The 21,413-nt window shown below is 65.8% G+C and carries 27 protein-coding genes, 1 tRNA gene and 5 pseudogenes; 15 read left to right on the plus strand and 18 right to left on the minus strand.

Annotated elements, in window-relative coordinates:
* The first annotated feature begins 54 nt into the window (after positions 1-54).
* Together hisC and NP825_RS18335 are read left to right on the plus strand one after the other, a co-directional pair.
* Positions 55-1,170: a histidinol-phosphate transaminase gene (hisC, locus tag NP825_RS18330; protein ID WP_257546320.1), complete on the plus strand. Its 1,116-nt coding sequence runs from the start codon at positions 55-57 to the stop codon at positions 1,168-1,170.
* On the plus strand, positions 1,170-2,078 hold the full coding sequence (locus tag NP825_RS18335) for a prephenate/arogenate dehydrogenase family protein (protein WP_257546323.1): 909 nt from the start codon (positions 1,170-1,172) through the stop codon (positions 2,076-2,078). The genes hisC and NP825_RS18335 overlap by 1 nt, the downstream gene beginning before the upstream one ends.
* A 144-nt stretch (positions 2,079-2,222) precedes the next feature.
* Here the strand turns inward: NP825_RS18335 and NP825_RS18340 are convergent, their stop codons facing one another.
* Genes NP825_RS18340 through ftsE form a run of 4 tightly spaced genes read right to left on the minus strand, consistent with a single transcriptional unit; the run spans position 2,223 to position 5,123 of the window.
* Positions 2,223-2,957, minus strand: a complete 735-nt coding sequence (locus NP825_RS18340) for a 1-acyl-sn-glycerol-3-phosphate acyltransferase (protein WP_257546325.1) — start codon at positions 2,955-2,957, stop codon at positions 2,223-2,225.
* An 11-nt stretch (positions 2,958-2,968) separates the two neighbouring features.
* Positions 2,969-3,499, minus strand: a complete 531-nt coding sequence (locus NP825_RS18345) for a YdcF family protein (protein WP_257546327.1) — start codon at positions 3,497-3,499, stop codon at positions 2,969-2,971.
* Complete coding sequence (locus NP825_RS18350; RefSeq protein WP_257551537.1) at positions 3,496-4,401, minus strand: ABC transporter permease; 906 nt, start codon at positions 4,399-4,401, stop codon at positions 3,496-3,498. The genes NP825_RS18345 and NP825_RS18350 overlap by 4 nt, the downstream gene beginning before the upstream one ends.
* Positions 4,401-5,123: a cell division ATP-binding protein FtsE gene (gene ftsE, locus NP825_RS18355; protein WP_257546329.1), complete on the minus strand. Its 723-nt coding sequence runs from the start codon at positions 5,121-5,123 to the stop codon at positions 4,401-4,403. Before ftsE ends, NP825_RS18350 begins: the two co-directional genes overlap by 1 nt.
* 158 nt (positions 5,124-5,281) lie before the next feature.
* On the opposite strand from ftsE, the gene NP825_RS18360 reads away from it, so the two are divergent.
* Positions 5,282-6,052: a zinc-ribbon domain-containing protein gene (locus tag NP825_RS18360; protein ID WP_257546331.1), complete on the plus strand. Its 771-nt coding sequence runs from the start codon at positions 5,282-5,284 to the stop codon at positions 6,050-6,052.
* Positions 6,053-6,091: 39 nt separating this feature from the next.
* Here the strand turns inward: NP825_RS18360 and NP825_RS18365 are convergent, their stop codons facing one another.
* On the minus strand, positions 6,092-7,153 hold the full coding sequence (locus NP825_RS18365; protein ID WP_257546334.1) for a YeiH family protein: 1,062 nt from the start codon (positions 7,151-7,153) through the stop codon (positions 6,092-6,094).
* A 391-nt stretch (positions 7,154-7,544) separates the two neighbouring features.
* On the opposite strand from NP825_RS18365, the gene NP825_RS18370 reads away from it, so the two are divergent.
* Positions 7,545-7,621 (plus strand) — tRNA-Arg (locus tag NP825_RS18370).
* Between the two features lie 9 nt (positions 7,622-7,630).
* Here NP825_RS18370 and NP825_RS18375 read toward each other — a convergent pair.
* Positions 7,631-8,596, minus strand: a complete 966-nt coding sequence (locus NP825_RS18375) for a hypothetical protein (protein ID WP_077031326.1) — start codon at positions 8,594-8,596, stop codon at positions 7,631-7,633.
* 269 nt (positions 8,597-8,865) lie between these two features.
* Here NP825_RS18375 and NP825_RS18380 point away from each other — a divergent pair, with 269 nt between their 5' ends.
* A complete protein-coding gene (locus NP825_RS18380; RefSeq protein WP_156878261.1) occupies positions 8,866-9,666 on the plus strand; it encodes a hypothetical protein in 801 nt (266 codons plus the stop codon).
* On the opposite strand, the gene NP825_RS18385 is transcribed toward NP825_RS18380, so the two are convergent.
* From NP825_RS18385 to NP825_RS18395, 3 genes are all read right to left on the minus strand, one after another.
* On the minus strand, positions 9,653-10,240 hold the full coding sequence (locus NP825_RS18385; RefSeq protein WP_306997593.1) for a phytanoyl-CoA dioxygenase family protein: 588 nt from the start codon (positions 10,238-10,240) through the stop codon (positions 9,653-9,655). The genes NP825_RS18380 and NP825_RS18385 overlap by 14 nt on opposite strands.
* Positions 10,237-10,863, minus strand: coding sequence for an acyl-homoserine-lactone synthase (locus NP825_RS18390; RefSeq protein WP_257546341.1), 627 nt, complete (start codon positions 10,861-10,863; stop codon positions 10,237-10,239). The genes NP825_RS18385 and NP825_RS18390 overlap by 4 nt, the downstream gene beginning before the upstream one ends.
* Before the next feature lie 147 nt (positions 10,864-11,010).
* Positions 11,011-11,427 carry a helix-turn-helix domain-containing protein gene (locus NP825_RS18395; protein ID WP_257546343.1) on the minus strand — a complete coding sequence of 139 codons (417 nt, stop codon included), beginning with the start codon at positions 11,425-11,427 and terminating at the stop codon, positions 11,011-11,013.
* 77 nt (positions 11,428-11,504) lie between these two features.
* Between NP825_RS18395 and NP825_RS18400 the strand changes: the two genes are divergently transcribed.
* The gene (locus NP825_RS18400) at positions 11,505-11,855 is read left to right on the plus strand and encodes a mercuric transporter MerT family protein (RefSeq protein WP_257546346.1); all 351 of its coding nucleotides are present in this window, start codon (positions 11,505-11,507) and stop codon (positions 11,853-11,855) included.
* Positions 11,848-12,072, plus strand: a complete 225-nt coding sequence (locus tag NP825_RS23585) for a GDCCVxC domain-containing (seleno)protein (RefSeq protein WP_287406914.1) — start codon at positions 11,848-11,850, stop codon at positions 12,070-12,072. Before NP825_RS18400 ends, NP825_RS23585 begins: the two co-directional genes overlap by 8 nt.
* Before the next feature lie 133 nt (positions 12,073-12,205).
* On the opposite strand, the pseudogene NP825_RS23590 reads toward NP825_RS23585, so the two are convergent.
* Together NP825_RS23590 and NP825_RS18410 are read right to left on the minus strand one after the other, a co-directional pair.
* Positions 12,206-12,574: pseudogene (locus NP825_RS23590) on the minus strand (HipA N-terminal domain-containing protein); the annotation flags it as partial.
* Positions 12,564-12,914, minus strand: coding sequence for a helix-turn-helix domain-containing protein (locus NP825_RS18410; protein WP_053555714.1), 351 nt, complete (start codon positions 12,912-12,914; stop codon positions 12,564-12,566). The gene NP825_RS18410 and the pseudogene NP825_RS23590, both read right to left, overlap by 11 nt.
* 439 nt (positions 12,915-13,353) lie before the next feature.
* Between NP825_RS18410 and NP825_RS23595 the strand changes: the two are divergent.
* From NP825_RS23595 to NP825_RS18420, 3 genes and pseudogenes are all read left to right on the plus strand, one after another.
* A pseudogene (locus NP825_RS23595) lies at positions 13,354-13,482 on the plus strand (DUF2840 domain-containing protein); the annotation flags it as partial.
* Positions 13,483-13,491: 9 nt separating this feature from the next.
* A pseudogene (locus NP825_RS18415) lies at positions 13,492-13,803 on the plus strand (lytic transglycosylase domain-containing protein); the annotation flags it as partial.
* A gap of 297 nt (positions 13,804-14,100) precedes the next feature.
* Entirely contained in the window at positions 14,101-14,670 is a 570-nt protein-coding gene (locus NP825_RS18420; protein WP_257546355.1) for a relaxase/mobilization nuclease domain-containing protein, read from the plus strand.
* 1 nt (position 14,671) lies between these two features.
* Here the strand turns inward: NP825_RS18420 and NP825_RS23665 are convergent.
* A pseudogene (locus NP825_RS23665) lies at positions 14,672-14,803 on the minus strand (JAB domain-containing protein); the annotation flags it as partial.
* On the opposite strand from NP825_RS23665, the gene NP825_RS18425 reads away from it, so the two are divergent.
* The gene (locus NP825_RS18425) at positions 14,741-14,983 is read left to right on the plus strand and encodes a hypothetical protein (protein WP_257546357.1); all 243 of its coding nucleotides are present in this window, start codon (positions 14,741-14,743) and stop codon (positions 14,981-14,983) included. The pseudogene NP825_RS23665 and the gene NP825_RS18425 overlap by 63 nt on opposite strands.
* A gap of 50 nt (positions 14,984-15,033) precedes the next feature.
* Here NP825_RS18425 and NP825_RS18430 read toward each other — a convergent pair whose 3' ends face one another.
* The 3 genes from NP825_RS18430 to NP825_RS18440 all read right to left on the minus strand — a co-directional run bounded on the left by NP825_RS18430 (position 15,034) and on the right by NP825_RS18440 (position 16,462).
* Entirely contained in the window at positions 15,034-15,507 is a 474-nt protein-coding gene (locus NP825_RS18430; RefSeq protein ID WP_058818143.1) for a hypothetical protein, read from the minus strand.
* 41 nt (positions 15,508-15,548) lie between these two features.
* Positions 15,549-15,881, minus strand: coding sequence for a hypothetical protein (locus NP825_RS18435; protein ID WP_058818142.1), 333 nt, complete (start codon positions 15,879-15,881; stop codon positions 15,549-15,551).
* 62 nt (positions 15,882-15,943) lie between these two features.
* Positions 15,944-16,462, minus strand: a complete 519-nt coding sequence (locus NP825_RS18440) for a LuxR C-terminal-related transcriptional regulator (protein WP_058818141.1) — start codon at positions 16,460-16,462, stop codon at positions 15,944-15,946.
* A 220-nt stretch (positions 16,463-16,682) separates the two neighbouring features.
* On the opposite strand from NP825_RS18440, the pseudogene NP825_RS18445 reads away from it, so the two are divergent.
* Positions 16,683-16,853: pseudogene (locus tag NP825_RS18445) on the plus strand (P-type conjugative transfer ATPase TrbB); the annotation flags it as partial.
* Here the strand turns inward: NP825_RS18445 and NP825_RS18450 are convergent.
* From NP825_RS18450 to NP825_RS18460, 3 genes are all read right to left on the minus strand, one after another.
* Positions 16,801-17,124 (minus strand): TolC family protein, encoded by a 324-nt coding sequence (locus NP825_RS18450; protein ID WP_306997601.1) that lies wholly within the window; start codon positions 17,122-17,124, stop codon positions 16,801-16,803. The pseudogene NP825_RS18445 and the gene NP825_RS18450 overlap by 53 nt on opposite strands.
* A 64-nt stretch (positions 17,125-17,188) precedes the next feature.
* Positions 17,189-17,527 (minus strand): hypothetical protein, encoded by a 339-nt coding sequence (locus tag NP825_RS18455; protein WP_053555683.1) that lies wholly within the window; start codon positions 17,525-17,527, stop codon positions 17,189-17,191.
* 49 nt (positions 17,528-17,576) lie between these two features.
* Positions 17,577-17,981 (minus strand): DUF3703 domain-containing protein, encoded by a 405-nt coding sequence (locus tag NP825_RS18460; protein ID WP_257546369.1) that lies wholly within the window; start codon positions 17,979-17,981, stop codon positions 17,577-17,579.
* Between the two features lie 415 nt (positions 17,982-18,396).
* On the opposite strand from NP825_RS18460, the gene NP825_RS18465 reads away from it, so the two are divergent.
* The 3 genes from NP825_RS18465 (at position 18,397) to NP825_RS18475 (ending at position 21,411) form a co-directional block, all read left to right on the plus strand.
* Entirely contained in the window at positions 18,397-18,759 is a 363-nt protein-coding gene (locus NP825_RS18465; protein ID WP_053555682.1) for a hypothetical protein, read from the plus strand.
* A 65-nt stretch (positions 18,760-18,824) separates the two neighbouring features.
* On the plus strand, positions 18,825-20,132 hold the full coding sequence (locus tag NP825_RS18470) for a TolC family protein (protein ID WP_257546371.1): 1,308 nt from the start codon (positions 18,825-18,827) through the stop codon (positions 20,130-20,132).
* Between the two features lie 109 nt (positions 20,133-20,241).
* Positions 20,242-21,411, plus strand: a complete 1,170-nt coding sequence (locus NP825_RS18475; RefSeq protein ID WP_053555681.1) for an efflux RND transporter periplasmic adaptor subunit — start codon at positions 20,242-20,244, stop codon at positions 21,409-21,411.
* Positions 21,412-21,413 lie beyond the last annotated feature (2 nt).

Raw genomic sequence — 21,413 nt, forward strand, 5'->3', positions numbered from 1 at the left:
AACGTGCTGGAGGAGATGCTGGACTTGGGGGCCAGAGCCGCTAAACGGCGCGGCATGACCGACAGCAGCGCGACCCTCACCCCGAAGCCGTGGATCAGCGGCATCGCCCCCTATGTTCCGGGCAAGTCGGCGGGCGCCGACGGCCGGCCGTTGATCAAACTCAGCGCGAACGAGAATCCGCTCGGCACCGGCGCGAAGGCGCGCGAGGCGTTCGCCGCGGCGCAGGGCGCTGTCGACGCGCTGTCGCGCTATCCCGATCCCGGCGCGGCGGTGCTGCGCGAGACGATCGCGGCGAAATACGGCCTCGACCCGGCGCGCGTCATCTGCGGCAACGGGTCGGACGAACTGCTTCACCTCGCTGCGGGCACCTATGCGGGGGCGGGCGACGAGATCCTTTATGTCCGCTATGGCTTCGCGGTATACGAGATCGCGGCGCGGCGCGTCGGCGCGACGCCGGTTGAGGCCGACGACCGCGATTATGCGACCGACGTCGACGCGCTGCTCGCCGCGGTGACCGATAGGACGCGCGTCGTCTATCTCGCCAATCCGAACAATCCAACCGGCACTCTCGCGACGAGGGAAGAGGTGGCGCGGCTCTACGCCGGGCTGCCGAAGAACGTCCTGTTCGTGATCGACCAGGCCTATTCCGAATATCTGTCGGAGGCCGAGGACGATGGCGGGCTCGAACTGGCGAAGACCCAGTCCAACGTTTTCGTCACGCGCACCTTTTCGAAGATACACGGTCTTGCCGCCGAGCGGATCGGCTGGGGCTATGCCGCCGCCGAGGTGATTTCGGCGCTGCACCGAATCCGCTTGCCGTTCAACGTCACGCGCGCGGGACAGGCAGCCGCGGTCGCCGCCCTCGGCGATGATGATTTCGTGAACGCCAGCCGCGAGCATAATGCGGTATGGCGCGCGTGGCTGGCGGGCGAGCTCGAGGCGCTCGGCAATCACGGCGTTCGCGTCGTGCCCTCGGCGACCAACTTCCTGCTCGTGCTGTTCGAGGGCGAGGTGAACGCAGAAACGGTCTATAACCGGCTGATGGACGCGGGCTATATCGTCCGCTGGCTGCCGGGGCAGGGGATTCCGCAGGCGCTGCGCATGACGATCGGCACCGAGGACGAGACGCGCGGGCTTGCCGCGGCGATTCGCGCGGCGCTGGCGGGTTGATGGCGCGCGCCATAGGCCATGTGACGATCGTCGGGCTCGGCCTGATCGGCTCGTCGATCGCGCGCGCGGTGAAGGAGCGGCTGCCGCAGGTGACGGTGACCGGTCACGACGCCAGCGCCGATGTTCGCGCCGCGGCGCGCGCGCTCGGCTTCTGCGACGCGGTCGCTGACGATCCGGCGGCGGCGGTTGCGTATGCCGACCTCGTGATCCTCGCGGTGCCGGTCGGATGCATGGCCGAGGTAGCGGCGGCGCTCGCGCCGGGGCTGCGCGCCGATGCGATTATTTCCGATGTCGGTTCGTCGAAAAGGGGTGTCGCCGACGCGCTCGCCAGGGCGCTTCCCGACCATCTCGTCATCCCGGCACACCCCGTAGCGGGGACCGAGAACAGCGGCCCTGCTGCTGGCTTCGCGAGCCTGTTCGAGGGGCGCTGGTGCATCGTCACCCCGCCCGCGAACGCGCCCGGCGACGGCGTGGCGGCGGTGACCGGCTTCTGGCAGGCGCTCGGCGCGAAGGTCGAGACGATGGAGGCCGCGCATCACGACCGGGTGCTCGCGGTAACCAGCCATCTGCCGCACCTCATCGCCTATACGATCGTCGGCACCGCGAGCGAGCTCGAGGAAGTGACCGAGAGCGAGGTGATCAAATATTCGGCGGGCGGCTTTCGCGACTTCACCCGCATCGCTGCGAGCGACCCGGTGATGTGGCGCGATGTCTTTCTCGCCAACAAGGAGGCGGTGCTCGAAACCTTGCAGCGCTTCAACGAGGATCTGACCGTGCTTCAGCAGGCGATCCGGCGCGGCGACGGCGGCAAGCTGGAGGACTGGTTCACGCGGACGCGGGCAATCCGCCGCTCGATCATTGAGCAGGGGCAGGACGATGCTGCCCCCGATTTCGGGCGGAAACATTAGACGCCACTTCAATTCCCGTTCGTGTCGAGCCCTTCGACTGCCTTGCAGGCGCTCAGGATAAACTTCGATCTTTGGTCGAAGTCGAGACATCCAGCGAGATAGCGCCACGCCGATGGGCATCTCGACTTCGCTCGATACGAACGGTTAAGGTTGGTCTGCTCCGCCCGCCAGCAACGCCTCGGGCGGATTGAGCGCATTGATCGCGCGCCACACGCGCTCCTCGGCGTCCTCGCGCGGCAGGCCCGCGGGGATCGTCTCGCCGACCCGGTAGGTGATTATCCCCGGCCATTTGACCCAGCGCCGCGGCGGATAGGCGATGCCGCTGTTCACCGCGACCGGGATCACCGGCACGCCGAGCATCCGATAGACGCCCGCGAAGCCTGACCGCAGCGGCGGCGCCTTCCCGTGCGGAACGCGCGTCCCTTCGGCGAACAGCACAAGCGGCCGGCCGACGGCGAGCGCCGCCTTGGCGGCAGCGAGCATCGCGCGCATCGCCTTGCCGCCGCCCTCGCGGTCGACGGGGATCAGGCCGTAAAAGCGCGCTGCCTGCCCCCAGACGGGGATCGAGAAAAGCTGCTCCTTGGCGAAAACCGCGGGATGTTTGAACAGCATCGGCTGCTCAATCGTTTCGAACGCGCCCTCATGCTTGAAGACATAGAGCACCGGAATGTCGGGCATCTCGCCCTCGATCACGATTCGCTGACCCAGCACGAAGCGGCAGATCAACCGGTGGAACTGGCCCCAGATGCGCACGAACCAAATCGTCGCATGGTGCGAAATCGGCAGCGAGATGACCGCGCCGATCGAGCTGAAGCTGCTCATCAGGACGAACAGCAGCCAGAAGAGGAGCGAGCGGATGAGGGCGATGGTATAGCGCATCGGCGCGACTTCTAGAGCCCGAGCAGGCCGCCCGCCAGCCCGGCGAGATACTTGTGATATTCGCGGAACAGCGTCGCGAAGCTCGGATGGCTCCGCACCGCGTCGGGCAGGATCGTTACCTTGGCGCCGAGTGCGCGACCGAGCTCATATTGCGCGCGGCGCATGTGCCAGTCGGTGGTGATCAGGCGGATGCTCCTGTAGTTGCGCCGCGCAACCCAGGCCGCGACCTCGGTCGCGTTCGAGCGGGTATCCTCGGCCTCGAACCCCAGCGCGATGCAGCAGTCGAACAATTTCTGCGGCCGCTTATATTCTGCGGCGAGCTCCTTGGGCTTCACCTCGCGCGCGACGCCGCTGATCAACAGGCGCTTCGCTTCGCCCTTTTCGAGCATTTCGAGCCCGCGATCGATGCGTCCCGGACCGCCGGTCAGCACGACGATCGCGTCAGTCTTCTGCGGCGGCGCGGGCAGCGGCAGCAGCAGGGCGAACCAGGCGAAGCCCAGCACCCAAGCCAGAAACAGAATAGAAATCAGCCGTTTGATCATAATATCTTCTGAAGCGCGGCGAGCAGGGTCTGCCGCGCGGTCAACGCCGCGAGCGCGATAGCCAATAGCGGCAGCGCCAGCAAGAGCGCCCAGCCCCAAAGCCCGAGCGACGCGGTCGCGGCGAGCCCAGCGGTGACCCCCGACCATTCCCAGCCGATCAGCAGCAGGATCGCTGCGGCGACCGCGGTACCGAGGGCAATGCCGTAGGCGGTGTCGATCGCGATCCGCCGCTGAAACAGGCGGACGATCTGCTGGTCGGTCGCGCCGATCATGTGCAGCATCTCGATCGTCGCATAATGGGTGCCGAGCGCGGCGCGGGCGGTCATGATCACCACCGCCGCGCTCGCCGCGGTCATCAGCAGGACGAGCGCGCCCGCGACCCACGCGAGCGAGCGAATCAGCCGCGCGACGGGGCCGAGCCATTCGGCGTGCGGGATGATCCGCGCGCCCGGCGCCTCGCGCGCGACGAGCGCGCGGAGCTGGCGCATGGGCGCGGCGCGGTCCTCGCCGACGAAATCGATGTCGACCAGCGCGGGCAGCGGCAGCGAGTTCAGCACCGGGTCGTCACCTTCTGTGCTGCCGAACCATTGGCCAAGTGTCGCGCGAAGCTCGGCGGGCTCGACCGCGCGCGCCGATCGCACGAAGGATTGTCCCGCCGCCGCGCGGCGCAGCGCCGCCGCCTGCTCGGCGCGGGTGACCGGATTGGCGGTGACGATCTGCACCGTCACGCGCCCGGCGATCGCGGCGCCGATCGCGTTCGCCGATCGCGCGAGCCCGATTCCGGCGGCGGCGGCGAGCAGGGTCAGCAGCATCAGGATCGCGATGACCCACGGCGTCGGCCCCGACAGGCGACGATCGGGAAGCAGGCGGCGATGCTGGACGGGGACGCGCGGGATAATCATCACGATCGATTCGGCGGATAGCGCAGGGCGCCGGTGGGATCGGACAGCCGCCCCTTTTCGAGCCGCATCATCTGCGCATTCTCGATCCGGCTGATCAGGTGGATGTCGTGGGTCGCGACGACGACGGTGGTGCCGAGGCGGTTGAGCGCCTCGAACAATCCGAGCAAGCGCCCTGCCATTTCGGGATCGACGTTGCCCGTCGGCTCGTCGGCGACGAGCAATTGCGGCCGCGCGATCACCGCGCGCGCGATCGCGACGCGCTGCTGCTCGCCGCCCGACAGCGTCGGCGGAAAGGCTTCCGCACGCTCGCCGAGTCCGATCCAGCTCAGCATCTCGCCGACCGGCCCCGCCAGATCCTCTTCGCCGACCCCCGCGATGCGCAGCGGCAGCGCGATATTGTCGCGTGCGCTCAAATGCGGAATCAGCCGGAAATCCTGGAAAACGACGCCGATGCGGCGGCGAAAGCCGGGCAGGCGATGGCGCGGCATGGTTACCAGATCCTCGCCGAACAGGCGGATGAGGCCGCGGCTCGGCCGCTGCGCAAGATAGAGCATCTTCAAAAGCGACGTCTTGCCCGCACCCGAGGCGCCCGTCAGAAAATAGAAACTGCCGGGCTGAAGGTTGAAGCTGATGTCGCTCAAAACCTCGGCATCGGGGCCATAGCGCAGCCCGACGCCGTTGAATTCGACCATCGCGCCGCCGGTACGGGGCGGCGGCGTCATGACGCCATCCGGGCGCGATCGGGCGCCTTTCGCGGGGCGCGGGGCGTGGAAGCGGCGGCGCTCATGGCGTTGCCTGTTACACGGCTGTCCACCGACGTAAAGCGCGAAGCGCGACACGGTGCTTGCAACGCGCGAATCGGCGTGTTTAGAGGGGCTCCATGATCCTCGCCTGTCCGTCCTGCCATACGCGCTACGTCGTGCCCGATACGGCGATAGGTGCCACGGGGCGCACCGTGCGCTGCGCCAATTGTCGTCATAGCTGGTTCCAGGAGCCCGCTGCACCCGCCGCACCCGTTGTGGTGCCCGCCGCGCCCGAGCCGGTATCGGCGCCCGAACCCGTATCCGCCGCGCCGGCACCGGAGCCGGTCGCCGCGCCCCTGCCCGACGAGCCTGTTGCCGAACCGGCGCCCCCGCCGCCTCCCGAAGCCTTTGCCGTTCCCGAACCGCAGGTGGTGGTCCCGCCTGCCGAGGACGCGCCGCTGCCCTTTCGCCGCCCGCGCCGCAACCCGGCGAAGCGCTGGACCTGGATCGCGGGCAGCGCCGCGGCGCTGATGCTTGCCGCGACCGGCGCGCTCTACTGGTTCGGCCTGCCGGGCTGGGCGCAGGGGCTCGGCATTCCCGGCATGGCCGACGAGCCCGACCTCGTCATCGAGCTGCCGCCGAACCAGGACCATCGCGAGCTGCCCGACGGCACCATCTATTTCGCCGCGTCGGGGGTCATCATCAACCCGACCGACCGCGAACAGCGCGTCCCGCCGATCCTCGCCGAACTGCGCGATGCGCAGGGGACGATCGTCTATAGCTGGACGATCAAGCCGCCGGTCCGCACGCTGCCGCCCAATGAAAAGGTGAATTTCAGCGAGGCAAAGCTCGACATCCCGCGCCGCGCGACGCAGCTCACGGTGAGCTGGTCGCTACCAAAGGGCTGATAAAACAAGAGCTTGATGTGACGTCGCGCCGCTTGGGCGTCACATCAATTCGACGGCCGCCAGGGACAGCAGGAAGCTCGTCAGGGTGGCGACGATGATCGGCGCAAAGCTGCGCCATCCCTGATCGAGGAGCAGGTGGAGGCGTGCCTTCATCGCAGTGGCGACGATCGCCAGCAGCAGCAGCGCCTGTGCGGCGATGTTCGCGCCATGGACCGCGGGCTTGGGCAGCGCGACGAGCGAATTGACTGCCGCGAGCGCGAGGAAGCCGAGGATGAACCAGGGCAGGCGCAGCGGAATGCGCCGCTTTTCGGTCGCGTCGCCGTCGGCGCGCGCCAGCCACAGGCCGACGAGCATCAGCATCGGTGCGAGCAGTGCGACGCGGGTCAGCTTGACGATCGTCGCGACCTCGCCCGCCTGCGGCGAGAAGGAAAAGCCGCCGCCGATCGCCTGCGCGACGTCGTGGATCGACGCGCCGATCAGGAATCCCGCCTGCGTGTCGGACAGGTGCAGTTCGGTCGCGAGGATGGGATAGAGCGTCATCGCGAGCGCGCTTGCGACGGTGATCCCGACGAGCGTCATGGTGAAGCGCGCCTGATCGACGCGCTTGTCGCCGATCAGCGAATAGAGCGCGAGCGCGGCCGACGCGCCGCAGATCGCGGTCGCGCCGCCCGCGAGCAGCGCGGCGTGGCGGTCCTGTCGGAACAGCGATGCGCTGGCGACGGTGATCAGGATGACCGCGAGCATGATGACGATCAGCAGCGCGAAGGGCAGCGGTCCCAGTTCGGCGAGCTGTTCGGCCGTGATCCGCGCCCCGACGAGGACGATCCCGACGCGCAGCGCGGTCTGCGACATCAGGTCGAGCCCGGCGTGGGTGCGCCGGTCCTGCGACAGGAAGCTCATCGCGAGGCCGATGAGCAGCCCCATCAGCACCAGCGGCGCGGCATAATGGTCGGCGAGCCACGCCGCGGCGAGCGCCGCGATCGCGGTGACGAGCGTGCCGGGCAGATAATCGCGCCAGCGCCGCTTTGCGGGCGGCGCTGCCTCAAGGTGCATTTCACCATAAAGGTCGGCTGCCATCGGCCAGCTCTGTTCGGTCGCCATGCGATCCCTCCGCTTCATCGCCCGCTTCGCATATCCGCGCGCCGCGGTCGATAGGCCATTGCTGGCGCGCCGTTGGCTTGCTAGAGGCCGCGCTCTACCGGCACCCGTAGCTCAGCTGGATAGAGCGCTGCCCTCCGAAGGCAGAGGTCAAGCCCCTAAATCGCGCTTCAAGTTCTTCATAAACCATTGATCTTCTTATAAAATTTGGCGTCTTTGCAGCGAACCAGTCTGGTGAAATCGCTTCACGTAAGCATGACGTAAGCATACTGCGTAGTATCATAGAGTACGAAGGGCTACGGCAGAGTGGCGCAGTCGCGAACCGAGCAGTCTGACCATCCTGCATCGAATCCGTTGACCAATGGCCGTTCGACCGGCTAGGCACCGCCGCGAAGCACCCGTAGCTCAGCTGGATAGAGTGTCGCCCTCCGAAGGCGAAGGTCACAGGTTCGAATCCTGTCGGGTGCGCCACTTTCAAGATTACGGCAGAGATTTTCGAAGCTTTTCGAGCTTTCGAGCAACGCCGATTCGGGCATCGATGCTCAACGCCTTCCCATAAGCGTCCACCGCCTCCTGGATCGCGCCTTCCTGTTCGTGCCATTCGCCCAAGAGCCGCAAAGCATGCGCTTGCAGCGTGCGCTCAGAACCTTGCGCCGCGACATGCAAGCCGGCCAAAAGTGCCTCTCGCATCCCGCGATCCATTGGCTCTTCTGACGCGAGGACCATACGAATGACATGAAGATCGCCAGCGCCGATGCGCTCGGTCTGCCAGCCCTTGCGGTCGAGCATAGCCCCGTCGAAGTCATAGCCGACACGGCCGGCGTTCGTCCGTAACAAGTAGACGTGGCGACTGGTCGTATCGAATTCATAACCGTCCGCCCAACCTGTCTCGACCTCCCAGCGGGCGATTTCATCGCCCTGTTCGAGATCGAAAAGAATGTAGCGGCAACTGTCGGTGCTGCCGGGGGCATTTGCGGTCTGACAAATAGCGATGCGTCCATCGTCCGACAGGCCGTTGCTTATCAGATTGGCGGTCAGTTCCTTTTCGACCAGCTTTGCACCGTCGGCCCCGAAGGCTACGAACCGACCCTTGAGGCCATCGCCGAACAAGCGGTCGTGGATGATGAAGCTGCCATTGTTCGCGGTCTTTCCATCCGTGGGACGCTCGAGCCGTCCCGTTGCGACAATTTCATCGCCGTGAAGCAGGGACCAGGAACCATGGCCTTCGTGGCGGTATCCACCTACCGTACCTTCAGGATTTCGGTCCGCCCAAATCAGGTGAAAATCTCCATTGGGGGATGCGGCATGATGACCGAAGAACCCGATCGACTCGATCCGGACGAGGTCGTGCCCAAACTTCTGCATGCGAAGACCCGTTGTCTTTGGGCGCGTGGGCAGTTCGCTTTGCGTTTCCATTCCAAAGAGCCGCCGCAGAAATGTCTTCATCCCATATTCTCCGTCTCTCGGCGCGTTGCTACTGCCGAGAGGTGCAGGGGTGGCCCGCTCGATGCAAGAGGGCTCAAGCTCCCAGTCCGCCTTCTTGCCGATTGACTTGTCATCAGCGCTACGCCAGATTTCTCGTAGGCCTTCAACAGGGGCCTGCCGCCTGCATTTGCGAAGCCACAATGGCACTGTTTTGATCACTGACCCATCGCATTTCGTGGCTTTGGGGGCGGTAGCAGGCGACGCCGGTCCGAAGCCCACGGAGACCTGCGATGATGTTTCAATATTCCACCCTCGCCGGGCTGAAATCGCTCGCCAAGCAAATCCAGGCGGAGCAATCGGTCCCGCGGCACGATGCGCTCGACCTCGCGGCATGTGCCGGCGGGTTCCAAGGCTATGTCGATGCGAAGCGGAAACTTCCTAGCCGATCCATGCTCCACAATGTCACGGTTCGTCAGAACTGGTGGGGCTATGAAACAAGGGAAAGCGGCACCGCGCAAATCGATCTCAAATTGCGTGTGCCACTGACCGAGTTGGTGCGGCGTCACCATCTGACGGGCTATCTGGGCGCCTGCAAAGTCGAAGACTCGGTCTTTCTCGAACGGACGGGCCAGCAGCGCCACGCCAATGAAACCCAATGGTATATCGGCCGGATTGCCCGTGCGCTGCAGTTCATGGACGCAACCGGCCTCAAACCCTCAAGCGCCCGCAGATGCTATCCGACGCACGAGTATGACAGTCGTCCGCCGGTCGCGGATCACGATCATTGCTGGTTCGATCCCGACGCGCGAGTCCATATATTGTCAACCGAACCCTATCCTGGGCGGTCCGAACGAGGCGAACCCCGACAGATCGAATGGGAACGGCGGCATGGTTGGAGCACCATGTACGTCGACTGGGGCAGCATTTATGGAAACGGCACGGAGTTCATCCTTTGTTGCCCCGCAGCCTACGCCGAAGTGCTTTCGGCCAAGGTGAAGATTCTCGAATGCTCGCCGCCGGCCGTCGAGGATGAAGCGGTCGTAATCGAGACATTTGATCCCGCCGCGCGCAAGGTCGTCATCTTCGACTAGGCTTATTGGCGCCGGCGCCATGTGCGGTCGAGCCCAGAAAGCAGATCGCCGCGCCCGGCTCGCACGCCGCGATGATCGGCTCGCCGGGATCCGTCTTCGCCATGCCGTCCGCGCCATGGCTATACGGATAGATGTGGGTGGCGCCATTGTCCGCGGTGAAGGGGGTGAGCGGCCAGATGATATTGACCAGATACTCATGCGCGCCTTTTTCTCCCGCCCACATGTCATGGTCGCGGTGCGGAAATTGGCGGATTTCACCTGGATGGATTTCGATGGCCTGCGCGACATTGAGCTGGATGCTCTCACAAGCCTCGCCGAGAATGGCTTCAACCGCCGCGAGGATCGTCGGCTCGAGTGCCAGAGCCTGCGCCCAGGCCGAGCGCTTCATCAGCGCACCGAATCTTTTGGTGCGATGACCATAGAAATCACCGCGCCCGAATGGTGTCGCGGCGAAGACCGGATCGAGATCGGCGTCGAGCGCCGCAATCGCGTCCGGGGGAATCAGGTCGGGGACGATGCAATATCCCGTCCGGCGCAGTTCCCGGGCAAGATCATCGAACGCAAGACCGGTCATGCTTCCGCCTCCCCATCGTCGTCGGCGAGGCGGAGCGAGAGCGGCGCATAGACGCCGCCGCGCTTGAGGTCGTCCAGCACATGCGCGTCGATATGGATGTGCAGCGCCATCAAACGCCCGCCCGGATCCGCGGCCTTCGGCCCGAGCGCCTCGCATCGCCAGCCGAACTCCCGGACCTGATCGAACCAGCATAAGTCGGCGACGCCGGTATAATCGGTGATGCCTTCGCGCAGCGCATGGTCCGCCAAGGCGGTCACCAGCTGGTCGCGCGCGGCGCGGCGCGATGCTGCGTCCTGGTCCCGGTCGAGGCAGAAGCGGCTGATCTCGCACACGGTGGGGCCGCGCGGCACCTCGCCCGCGCACAGATGGGTATAATGCTCACCGAGAAGATGCGCGCCCTCGGTCGGGAGTAGCCGCGCCGATGCGCGGTGACGGCCATCGGCATCGAGAAGAATGAGGTAGCGCGCCGCCGGCGTGTCGAACTCGTCGAGCTCATATTGGCCGGCGAGCACCGGCAGGTCCCATTTGAGCAGGTCGATAAAGACGCTTTTGCGCGCGGCGAACATGGCGCGCAGCGCCGCATTCCCGGGCGCGGCAGGCGCCCGCGGGGTCGTGTCGATCATGATGATTCCTCGGCTGTTTGGTGCCGGGAATCAGATCATTTTCGGTGGACTGCGCGTATCCCAAGATATGAGGATGATTTGCGCGATTCCTTGAACCCTTGGTAGCGGAGCCTGTGGTTCGTCGTCACACGGGCGTCATCCGGACGATCAGCCGCACGGTATTCCGGCGCGAAGCGTCTGGAGCAGCGGACAGGCGGGATCGGCTCCGGCCTCGCAAGCCCGTACCGAAGCGGCGAGGACACGCTCCATCCGCTTGAGATCGGCGATCTTCGCGCGCACATCCGCAAGGTGCGACGCGGCGACGTCGCGCACCTCGGCGCAGGCAGCCTGGCCTCCAGTCGCGAGCTCGAGCAGCGCCCGCACCTCGTCGAGGGTGAAGCCAAGCTCACGGGCCCGGCGCACGAAGCCGAGGCGCCCTACATCCTCCTCGCCATAGCTGCGGTAGCGACCGCGCCGGAGCGGAACGTCGAGGACGCCGATCCGCTCATAATAGCGGATCGTTTCGATGTTGCAGCCTGTGCGGCGCGAGAGTTCGCCGATCTGCATCGCGCCGGTTGAGGCCATCGCAAAAATACCTCTTGAGTCTGTAGCTGCTACAGATGCTACGGCGTTCCCTCACACCGCACAAGGAACCGATCCCAATGCAGAATCGACCCAAGGGTATCGACGCCGGCGCGTTCACCTTAGCCGGCATCGCCGCGGCTTTCGGCGTCGCGTCCTGTTGCGCGCTGCCCTTCCTTCTGGCTTCCGCGGGCATCGGAGCCGCATGGCTCGGCGGCATCGCGATGGTCGCCATGCCTTATCGCACGCCGCTTCTCCTGGTCGGGGCGGCCTGCCTCATTCTCGGCGCCTTCCTGCTCTTCCGCCAGCAGCGGGCGGCCGCGCGCTGTGGCCCCGGCGGAGCCTGCACGCCCCGCTGGGTGCGTATCCTGACACTTGCCGGCCTCCTGCTTGGCGCGGCGCTGCTGTGGGCGGGCTACCATTATGTCTGATGCCGGCCCCGAACTTCGTTCGACGATCACCTGTCCGCTGTGCGGCCATCGCGAGACGGAAACGATGCCGACCGACGCCTGTCAGTTCTTCTATGACTGCAGGGGCTGCGGCGCGGTGCTGAAGCCCGAGCCCGGCGACTGCTGCGTATTCTGCTCCTATGGAACCACGCGATGCCCGCCGATCCAGATCGGGGGCAAGGGCGCCTGCTGCGACTGAGCGGCACGCCCTTGCCTCGGCTGAGCGGCACGCCCCGCTCGACGCGCTCGGCCGACTCCATCAGTTCGGCGAGCGTCGCATTCTGCCGCTGGCGCGCTACATAGTCGGTGGCCGACGCCTGGAAATCGAGCATGCCGATGCGGTCGGAGCCGGATTCGAGGAGATAGGTCAATTCGTCGAGTTCGGCTGGAGCCAGCTCACCCTCGTCGCGCCCGCCGATCCGGTTGATGATGACGCGCCGGCCCCACGCATCGGGCGACCCGTCGCGGATCGCGCCTGGCAACTGCATCTTGCTCGCCGGCTCGATCAGGCCGGCGCGCAGCGGCAATTCGGGCTCGTAGATCGCGATGGCATCCGCGCGGGCCAGATAGCTTTGGCCATAGTTGAAGGTGAGCCGGCTATCGCGCGCGCGCGCGAGCCTGCCCGCGACGACCGGCTCGGTTGCCCCGGGCAGCCATATCCAGACGAAGGCTTCGCCGGCAGGCGCGACGTCAGAAGTCATCCTTCACCTCGGATCGCGGCTTGTGAACGGCCTTGGGAAGCAGGCGCAGCTTCGTTTCCTGCTCGACGAGATGTCCAGCGAGACGGTCCCGGTCGCTGTCGAACAGCGCGACCCCGACGATCGCGGCCGCCTCGAAGACGAGGCCGATGGCGCAGCGCGGGTCGCCCTGCTCGATACGGCGCATCATGTCGCGCGACACGCCGCTGCGCGTCGCGAGGTCTTCGACGCTCAGCCGCCGTTCGATCCGCCGGGCGCGAATGAGCCCGCCCAGCAGGCGCACAGCCTCGCGGGTGTAGCGCGAATAGCTGCGCGGGATCTTTTTTGTCGTCTCGTCGGCCATCGACCATCCTTTCGACCTTCTAGGCTGCAATCGGCACAAAAGTCAAGTTGATGGCTTACACGTAAGCCTTAATTGGCATTATGACGTTTCTGTAAGTCAGACTGTGGGAAATTCCGCATGGCTTGTCAGGTTCGGCATGGCGCTGCCCACGGGGAGCGGGCCATCCCGCTCGAATGCCGCTGATCCCTGGGTGCGAAGCCAGGCCTCCTTCAATCAACCCGTAAAGGGTCCGCTACGCTCCGCGTGCGGCCGCAGCTTCGCTCGCGGTGATTGCGGCCTGTCCCCGACCGGCGGGGCGACTGTCGAGCGGGAATGGCCCGCTCCCAACGACAGGAGCTTGACCCATGCCGCTTTCCACTGCCCAATCGCTCGGCTGGAACCTTGCCCGCACGATGATGACCATCATCGTCCTCATCGAAACCGTCAAAGGCTATTCGGTGATCCGTGCGATGCATCCCCCGATCACTGGCGTCATGTCGCCGACCGTCTCGCAGCCGGGATGCCCTTTCGTCCCTATAGCGCCGAGCGCCATGCGGCATGGCTACGCCGCCGGGCGATCGAATTATGAACCGCCGCTATCCCCGAACGCTGGATCTGGCGCGTCATGCATGCCGAAAGCCGGGGCAACGCGCGCGCCGTCTCGCACGCCGGTGCGATGGGGCTCATGCAGATCATGCCTGCGACCTGGGCGATGTTGTCGGCGCGCCACGGACTGGGCGCCGACCCGTTCGATGTGCGCTCGAACATCCTTGCGGGCGCGGCCTATCTGCGCGCGATGTGGGATCGCTACCGCGATGTGTCGCTGATGCTCGCGGCCTATAATGCGGGACCGGGCCGCGCCGACGCTTTTGCGTCCGGACGGCGCGGACTTCCGGCCGAAACGCGCGCCTAAAGCCGGCAAGGAGGGACGGGATTGGCTGGGATGGAAGGGAAGTATGGCGAGATAAAAGGGCTGCCAGCCGCTTGGTCGAAGGGGCGCGCAAATCAGCGGGAAATCCATATGGCTCGCAATTGCCTGGCCATATGATGTCGAACATTACGAAGAAAATTCAGCGGCTTGGAATATGGCAGGCCTGCCGTGAGCGGTGACGACGGTGAGTTCAAGATCCGGCCGGGAAGGGTGCGGGACCGCGGGGCCGGGGCGTCACGCCGGGGGCGGAGCCTTGCGGGGCAGGTGCGCCGCTCCATGGCGCGCAAGGGTTTCGCGCGCCGTCCGCCGGGGTCCGGCGGTGGCACCGGGCATCATGGCCGCGGCCGCCGCGCGCTCGCGCGAGTGCGCTTCCGTGCCGACGGCCGCTGCGTCGTCGTCAAGGCGCGGATCGTGCGCCACAAGGGGCAGCGCTTCCGCTCGGCGCCGCTCGCGCGCCATATCCAATATCTCGAACGCGACGGCGTCACCCGCGACGGCCGCGACGCCTCGATGTTCGACGCGGAGGGGGACGCAGCCGACCGCGCCGGCTTCGCATCGCGCTGCGAGGATGATCGTCATCATTTCCGTTTCATCGTCAGTCCGGAAGATGCCGGGGAAATCGGCGACCTCAGGCGCTTCACCCGCGACCTCATGGCCGACATGGCAAAGGATCTCGAGACGCGCCTCGACTGGATCGCGGTCGATCATTGGAACACCGACAATCCGCACATTCACATCCTTGTGCGCGGCGTCGCCGACGACGGCAAGGATCTTGTCGTCGATCGCGGCTATCGCTGTCGCTCGGGGTCGGGTCACCGCTTGGATGATTATGGACCAGCAGGATAGCTGCCGCATCCAGCTCGAGCGCGCGCCGGAAAATCGTGCGCGGATAAAGTGCCAGCTGCCGAACCGAGCCATGCTGCATTTGCTCGTCGGCGACGAGCCGGCGCGACGCGTCCAGAAACAGCACGCGAAGAATTTCCTCGGGCAGCGCGCCCATCGAGGTCTTGAAATATTCGATCAGTTTTGGGCTGGAGGGTTCGATCACGCGACCGAGCAATTCGGCGCGCATGGCTTCGAGGCCGGCCTCGCGCGCGGCAAGCAGAAGGCCTATGACCGGACTCTGCTTGCCGAGAATTCGCGCCAGCGCCTCGGGTGACCGCGACCAGATGCGATCGAGACTATGAAACTCGGCAAGTAGCGTTTCGGCTATCGATTGGCTGTTCTCGGGATCGATCGACGCGACGAGATGTACCAGGACGGCTCGCTGTCGCCGCGCGCCAGGCGTCGCTGGTGCCGCCAGGTTGCGAGGATGAGGATCGGCGGAACCAGCCACGAGGTCGCGACCTGCATCGTCAGATAAGCCGCCGGATGAATCTCCACATCGAGGAACCGGCTCGTGTGCGCGAGGAGCGGGAGTATATGGAGCACCGCGACGCACATGGGCCAGAAGCGATGCGCAAAAAGCGCGAGCAGGGTGGTTGCGGTCGCGCCGAACAGGTCGATCGCGAGATGGCCCGTGTCCAGCGATGCGAATTCGACCGGTACGAAAGCGTGGAGCATCTTGTCCGCTCCCACCATGGTCAGCGCGATCGCGGCCATCGCGCGTTCGGGTCCGCCCCCGCGCCAGGCGGCATAGCCAAGAGCAACCAGCAAGAAAGCGAGGAAAAATGCCATGCGCATCGCCCGAACCTTTCATGCTGATTGCTCCGGGTCAATCGGGGTCAGGCGGCCGCCGGAAGAGGCTCGGAAACCGCACCGGCGATCGCCGGGCATTCATGAAGGTCATAGCCCGCCGTCTCGCGTCCGATTTGCACGAGATCGCCATGGACGCGAAGGATGTCACCGCTCACATCGACCAGCGCCATCTGTGCCTTCGCGAGCCGCCGGATCGTTGCATGGCCGCTGGTGGCCGGCACCCCGATGGTATCGCGGCGTGCGGTCACGACACTTGTCATCAGCGAGGACACCGCGATGAGGGCATCGTCGACTCTGCCTTCCGCAGCCGGGACGTCGCGCTCGAGACGAGCTGCTGCAAAACTGGTTTCTTTGGACATGACTTCTCCTTTTCCGGAAAGCGGGGGCGATCCGGCGATTGCTTGGGCACAAGGGAAAGGGATCAGCCGGAGATCAGCGTCGTCAGCGCCTGGGCGATGGCGAGCCCCGATAAGATGAGCAGGACCAGTGCGACCAGCATGGCCGCCATGATCAGCGCTCGCCTTGTCCGGGCATGGTCATGCCTCCAGAAATCCCTGAACGGCGGGCTGGCCTCCATCGGCCCGTCCGCCGCCAGGACACTGTCGTTCAGCGCCATCGCGTCGGCCGGGCCTCCGTCCGGGAAGTGGGATGGCACGAGCGCAGGCGGCGGCGGAAGGTCGATCGGATCGCATGTGATCCGATCATAGGTCTGTTTGAGGCGGGCATAGACGATCGCGGTCTCGTCGCGGTTCGCCGTCCCCAATATGTCGCGCGCCTTGGTCAGCCGGAGATCGACGGTGGGCTTGGCGATTCCGAGCTGCCGCGCAATCTGCTTCGAGGTCTGTCGCTCGATCAGGAGATCGAGGCAGGCCCGCTGCTTGTCAGTGAGGCGCGCCCAGCGTTCGGCGTCCTCAAATGTGTGCGACCTCGAATCACTCATGTTCACACTCTTGTCAAAATCGCCTCCGGCACAAGCCCCGGGAGTGATTCGCGGGGGCGCGGCCGCTCTCCCGCGATGACGGCGCCTACGCCATAGCCTGTCTTTCAACGCCACGGTGCGACGCGCTCAAAAGCTTGTTGAATTGGGGCAATCCCTGCGTCTCTTACTCGGCCCCGTCGCACGGACACTCCGGTCCGGCGCCGCGAAACGGGGTCCTCTCATGGCTGCAGAACCGATCCGGCTCGAAGCGCGAAATCGCAGCGCGCGCATGTTGCAGACCGCATTCGGAGCGGCGATCGCCGGTTGGCTTGCCGACCCGCAAGTCGTCGAGATCATGCTCAATCCGGACGGCCGCCTCTGGGTCGACCGCTTGGGTGCTGGCCTTTCGGATAGGTGACGGTCAGTTCTGACTGTCGGAACAGGCCATAGCTGCCCGTGCCGACGCCATTGTCCATATCGACCGAGACGGTCGGATTGGGACGAACGCGGGCTTGCAGCTGGTCGGCACGCGCGGCGTCGACCCCCGCTTCACCCGCTCTGAGCTCTGGCGATGCAGCGATGGCCCGCTCGACCGCCTGGTCGAGCGTTAGCGGCTGAGCCCATACGGACCCCGCCAGCAGCGCAGCCCCGGCCAACAGGGCGGCGCGCATATGAATATGCATGAATGATCACTCCTGAACGGTTCGGCTGAGCGCAGGCCGGGAAGGGCTGCGCGGCAGGCGTCGTTCAGGCGAGGGGCGGGTTCAGGGGAGGCGCGAGGGCGCGCGAAGCGAGGCGCGTGGCGGGCAGCGCGAAGTGCAGGCCGCCGGAAAAGCAGGATAGATCGTCATGGCCCGCAAGGGCCTGGTCGGATGCGACCGGGCAATTATGGTGGCTGCCGTGGAGGTCGGCATCCTGCTGACCTTTTTGCGTGTCCTTGCCCGACGCATGGCCCGGTTCCGCATGGTGGGACAGATGCGAATCCGTCGCATGGTGCGTCATGCCCGCCATCGCCGGTGCAGCATTGTGGAGCCCGCTGAGAAGCAGGATTAACACAAGGAACAGCCGAAGGGGAGCGCCGGACATGCGCGCGCCCCTAACAGCGAATGGCTTGTTCCGGAAGTCCAAAACCGGATCAGCCCTTTCGGGCGTCGCGTTCGGTCGCCGACCGGGCCGCCTCGATCAGTACCGCCAGGCCCTCCGGCAGCGGCATCGGATCGAAGGCGCTCACGTGCGCGCGTCCATTGTTCCCGGCCGGGAGCCGGCCGGTCAGCGAGCCGAGCGGGACGAGCAGGAACCGCATCGCCTGACCGGCGGCTTCGCGGCTATCGCCGAGTTCGATCGCATAGCGGAACATGTGCCAGTGCGAGGCCAGATGCGGGCCCATATAGGGCTGGCTCAAGATATGCTCCCATTCCAGCGCCCGCCACGCGGCGGCTTCATCGCCGAATCGTCTTGATTCGCGGAACAGGCGACATTGGTCGCGCAGGAGCGGCGCGACGATGGCCCGGGTCAGCGGTTTTTCAGTCGATGTCATCATGCAGGGTCCCCATTTTTGTCCAGGGAAGGCTTTTGCACCCTGTAGTAGATACAGGGTCAAGCCCTCATGTTGCCGTTCGCCGCCTCAATGCGAGATTTCCGATTTACCGACCTGTCCGGCACGAATCCCGCCGCCCGTGCGCGGGCCAGTACAAAAAAGGATAGAAGCAATAGCGTAAGGCCGGAACTAAGATTGAAAGACAATCGTAGCACTATTGTGCTTAACGCCCGGTTGTTCGACGGATATCCTGTTCCTCTAGGCGGTGTAATAAGTATTTCTAAGACGGATACACGCCTTGGTTGCAATCATGAGATAACATTACAGCATCCTTTCGGGGGTTCGAATAGTGCCGCCGAAGTTGATTGAAAATCTTCTACTTTTCATCGCGCTATTTCGATGCTAGGGGCCGGTTCCAATGCGACGGGTAATCCTCCTCTTGCTGACCTTTCTCCTTGCATCCGGAACGGTTGCAGGATCGCTCGCGCATGCGACCGAGGATCGGGCCGAGGCGAGCCTTTTTGTCGCGGCGATCGAAGCGGGCTGCGTGAGTGCGCCGGCTACCGAAAGCGCCGAGCCCGACAAGAAAAAATCGTCGCCCGGCGAAAAGCAGCAGGTGCCTGCCGCCGCTCATGGTTGCCATGGCCACCATTCGGGCGTCCCGGCGGAAACGCTTTCGGCAGCGACCGAAACGCCTGCCCCTGAAGCGCATACGCGCATCCTGACGGCCGCCTTGCCGCCCGTCGCCTACATCGGGACGTTCCGCCCTCCAATCGCCTGACGCTCTAGGTCTGCGCGCGCCCTTCGCGTGCGCTTCTCCCTGGAAACGTCAGGAGTCTCCTTTTCATGAAATCCATAGTTGTCGCCGCGAGTATCGTGGCGCTCGTTGCAGGCGCAAATTCCGCGCCCGCCGCTGCCCAGTCGGCAGCGACGGAGCTGGTGGGACCGCCTTCTTCCGCAGGCGAGGCCGTGCGTACCGGCCCGCTTCCCGCTCGATTGTCCCTCGCCCAGGCGATGGAGGAGGCCGACGCGCGCTCGCCGCGCGTGGTTGCCGCCGAAGCCGAAGTGGAGGCCGCGCGCGGTCGCCAGCGTCAGGCGGGCTATCGCTTCAACCCCATCCTTAACGTCGATGTCGAGAATTTTGCAGGCACTGGCCCCTACTCGGGTCTGAATGGTCTCGAAACGACGGTCTCGGTCAATCAGCGTCTCGATATCGGCGGGCGCCGCCGCGCGCGCATGACGCTCGCCGACGCCGAGTTTCTGGCCGCGCAATATCGGCTTGAGATTGCCCGCGCAGATCTCGCGCTCGAGGTTCGTAACCAGTTCGCGACCGCGCTCGCGGCCCGCGACAGTCTGGCGCTCGCGCGCGAGAATGAAGCGCGCGCTCGCGAACTCGTCCGCGTGGCGCAGGCAATGGTCGACACCGGGAACGAGCCGCCGCTGCGGGCCTTCCGTGCCAACGCGGCGCTGGTCCAGGCAACCGCCGAACTGCGCACCGCCGAGGCCGAGGAACGGACGGCGCGCCGTTCGCTGGCAGCGCTTCTCGGCAGCTCGGTTGCTCCGGCCGAACTGGTCGAAGGCGACCTGTGGGTGATGCCTGCCTCGGTTGACTCGCTGGCCACGCTCGACGTGCGGCTTGCCGAGACCGACCGCCTCATCGCCGAAGCTCGCCTCCAGGGGCAGCACGCCGACGGTCGCCTCGACCCATCGGTTGGCTTCGGGGTGCGGCAGCTTCGCGATACAGGTGATCGCGCGCTCATTGCGAATGTCTCGGTGCCGCTCCCGATCTTCGATCGCAACCGCGGCAACATCTCGGCCGCCAAGTCCGACGTTGCTGCCGCCATCGCGCGGCGGGAGAATGCGGTCGTCAACGCCGAGGCGAAAATCGCCAACGCCCAGGCCGAACTCGACGCCGCCCAAGCTCGCCTCGCGGCGCTTGAGGGCAGCGGCATCGAGCAGGCGCGCGAAGGTGTCCGGCTCGCCGAACTCAGCTACCGCGCCGGCAAGTCATCGCTCGTCGAATATATCGACGCGCAGCAGGCTTATGCGGCAACGCAGGCCGAGCTGATCGCGGCGCGCCAGGCCCGGGCCGAAGCCCGCGCCATCCTCTCGCGCCAGGCCGCCGCCGACGGCGATGCGGATCATCAGCCATGAGCGCGCCGAGCCTTCCAGTGGACGGGGGCGCATTCGCTGCCGTTCTTCCAAGTCAACAGGGGTGCGCCGCCGGTCGGCGCGCGAACCGCATCAACAGCGGAGATAGAATATGATCACCAAGGACAAGCGTCTCCTCGGCACTGTCGCGGGCGCCATGATACTCGCCGCCGTCACGGGCTTCGGCGTTGCACGTTGCACCGCCGACCCGGCCGCCGCACCGGCGGCCGAAGGCGAAAAGGAAGCGGCGAGCGAAGCCCTTCCGAGCAGCCTCGCCATCGCGCCCGATGCGATCAAGGCCGCCGAGATCGGCGTCGAGACGATCGGCGCCGGCGGACTCGGTTCGGAAATCATCTCGCAAGCGACCGTTACCGCCGCACCGAGCGGCGAGGCGATCGTCACCGCCCGCGCGGGCGGTGCGGTCACACGCCTCTTCAAGCGGTTAGGCGATCCGGTCAGCGCCGGCGAGACGATCGCGATCGTGCAGAGCCGCGACGCGGCCCAGATCGCGGCCGAACGGATTGCCGCCGATGCGCGCTCGACCCTTGCGCAGAAGAATCTCCATCGCGAGAAGACGCTGTTCGATCAAAAGGTGTCGGCGCGGGTCGATTACGAGCAGGCGCAAGCCGAAGCGGCGGCCGCCGCAGCGGAGGCGCAACGCGCGCGTGCCGCAGCGAGCGCCGCGCAGGTTACGCGCGATGGCAGCAGCGTAATCGTGGCCAGCCCGATATCAGGGCGGATTACGGCGGAGAACGCCAGTCTGGGCGCCTTCGTCCAGCCCGAAACCGAATTGTTCCGCGTTGCCGATCCCAGCAAGGTGCAGATCGAGGCCGCAGTCGGTCCGGCCGATGCACAGCGGCTCTCGCCCGGAGACCGCGCGATCATCGAACTTCCCGACGGGCGGACGATCGATGCCCGTGTGCGGGCTGTTACCCCCGGACTTTCCGGCGACACGCGATCGGCGACTGCCGTGCTCGATGTGCCCGGAGCGCTGCAGCCGGGCCTTGCAGTCCGGGTGCGTCTGCTTCCGGGCCGCGGCGCCGAAACCGGTGGGCCGGCACGGATCGTGATCGCCGACGAAGCGCTCCAGACGCTCGAAGGGCGCGACGTTGTGTTCGTCCGCACGAAGGACGGCTTCCGCGCGCAGCAGGTCACCGTCGGCCAGCGCAGCGCGGGCCGTGTCGAAATCCTCTCCGGGCTGAAGCCGGGCCAGATCGTCGCGACCAAGAACGCATTCCTGCTCAAGGCCGAACTCGGCAAGGGCGCGGGCGAGGAGGAATAAAC

Source organism: Sphingopyxis sp. DBS4 (genome assembly GCF_024628865.1).
Classification (GTDB): Bacteria; Pseudomonadota; Alphaproteobacteria; order Sphingomonadales; family Sphingomonadaceae; genus Sphingopyxis.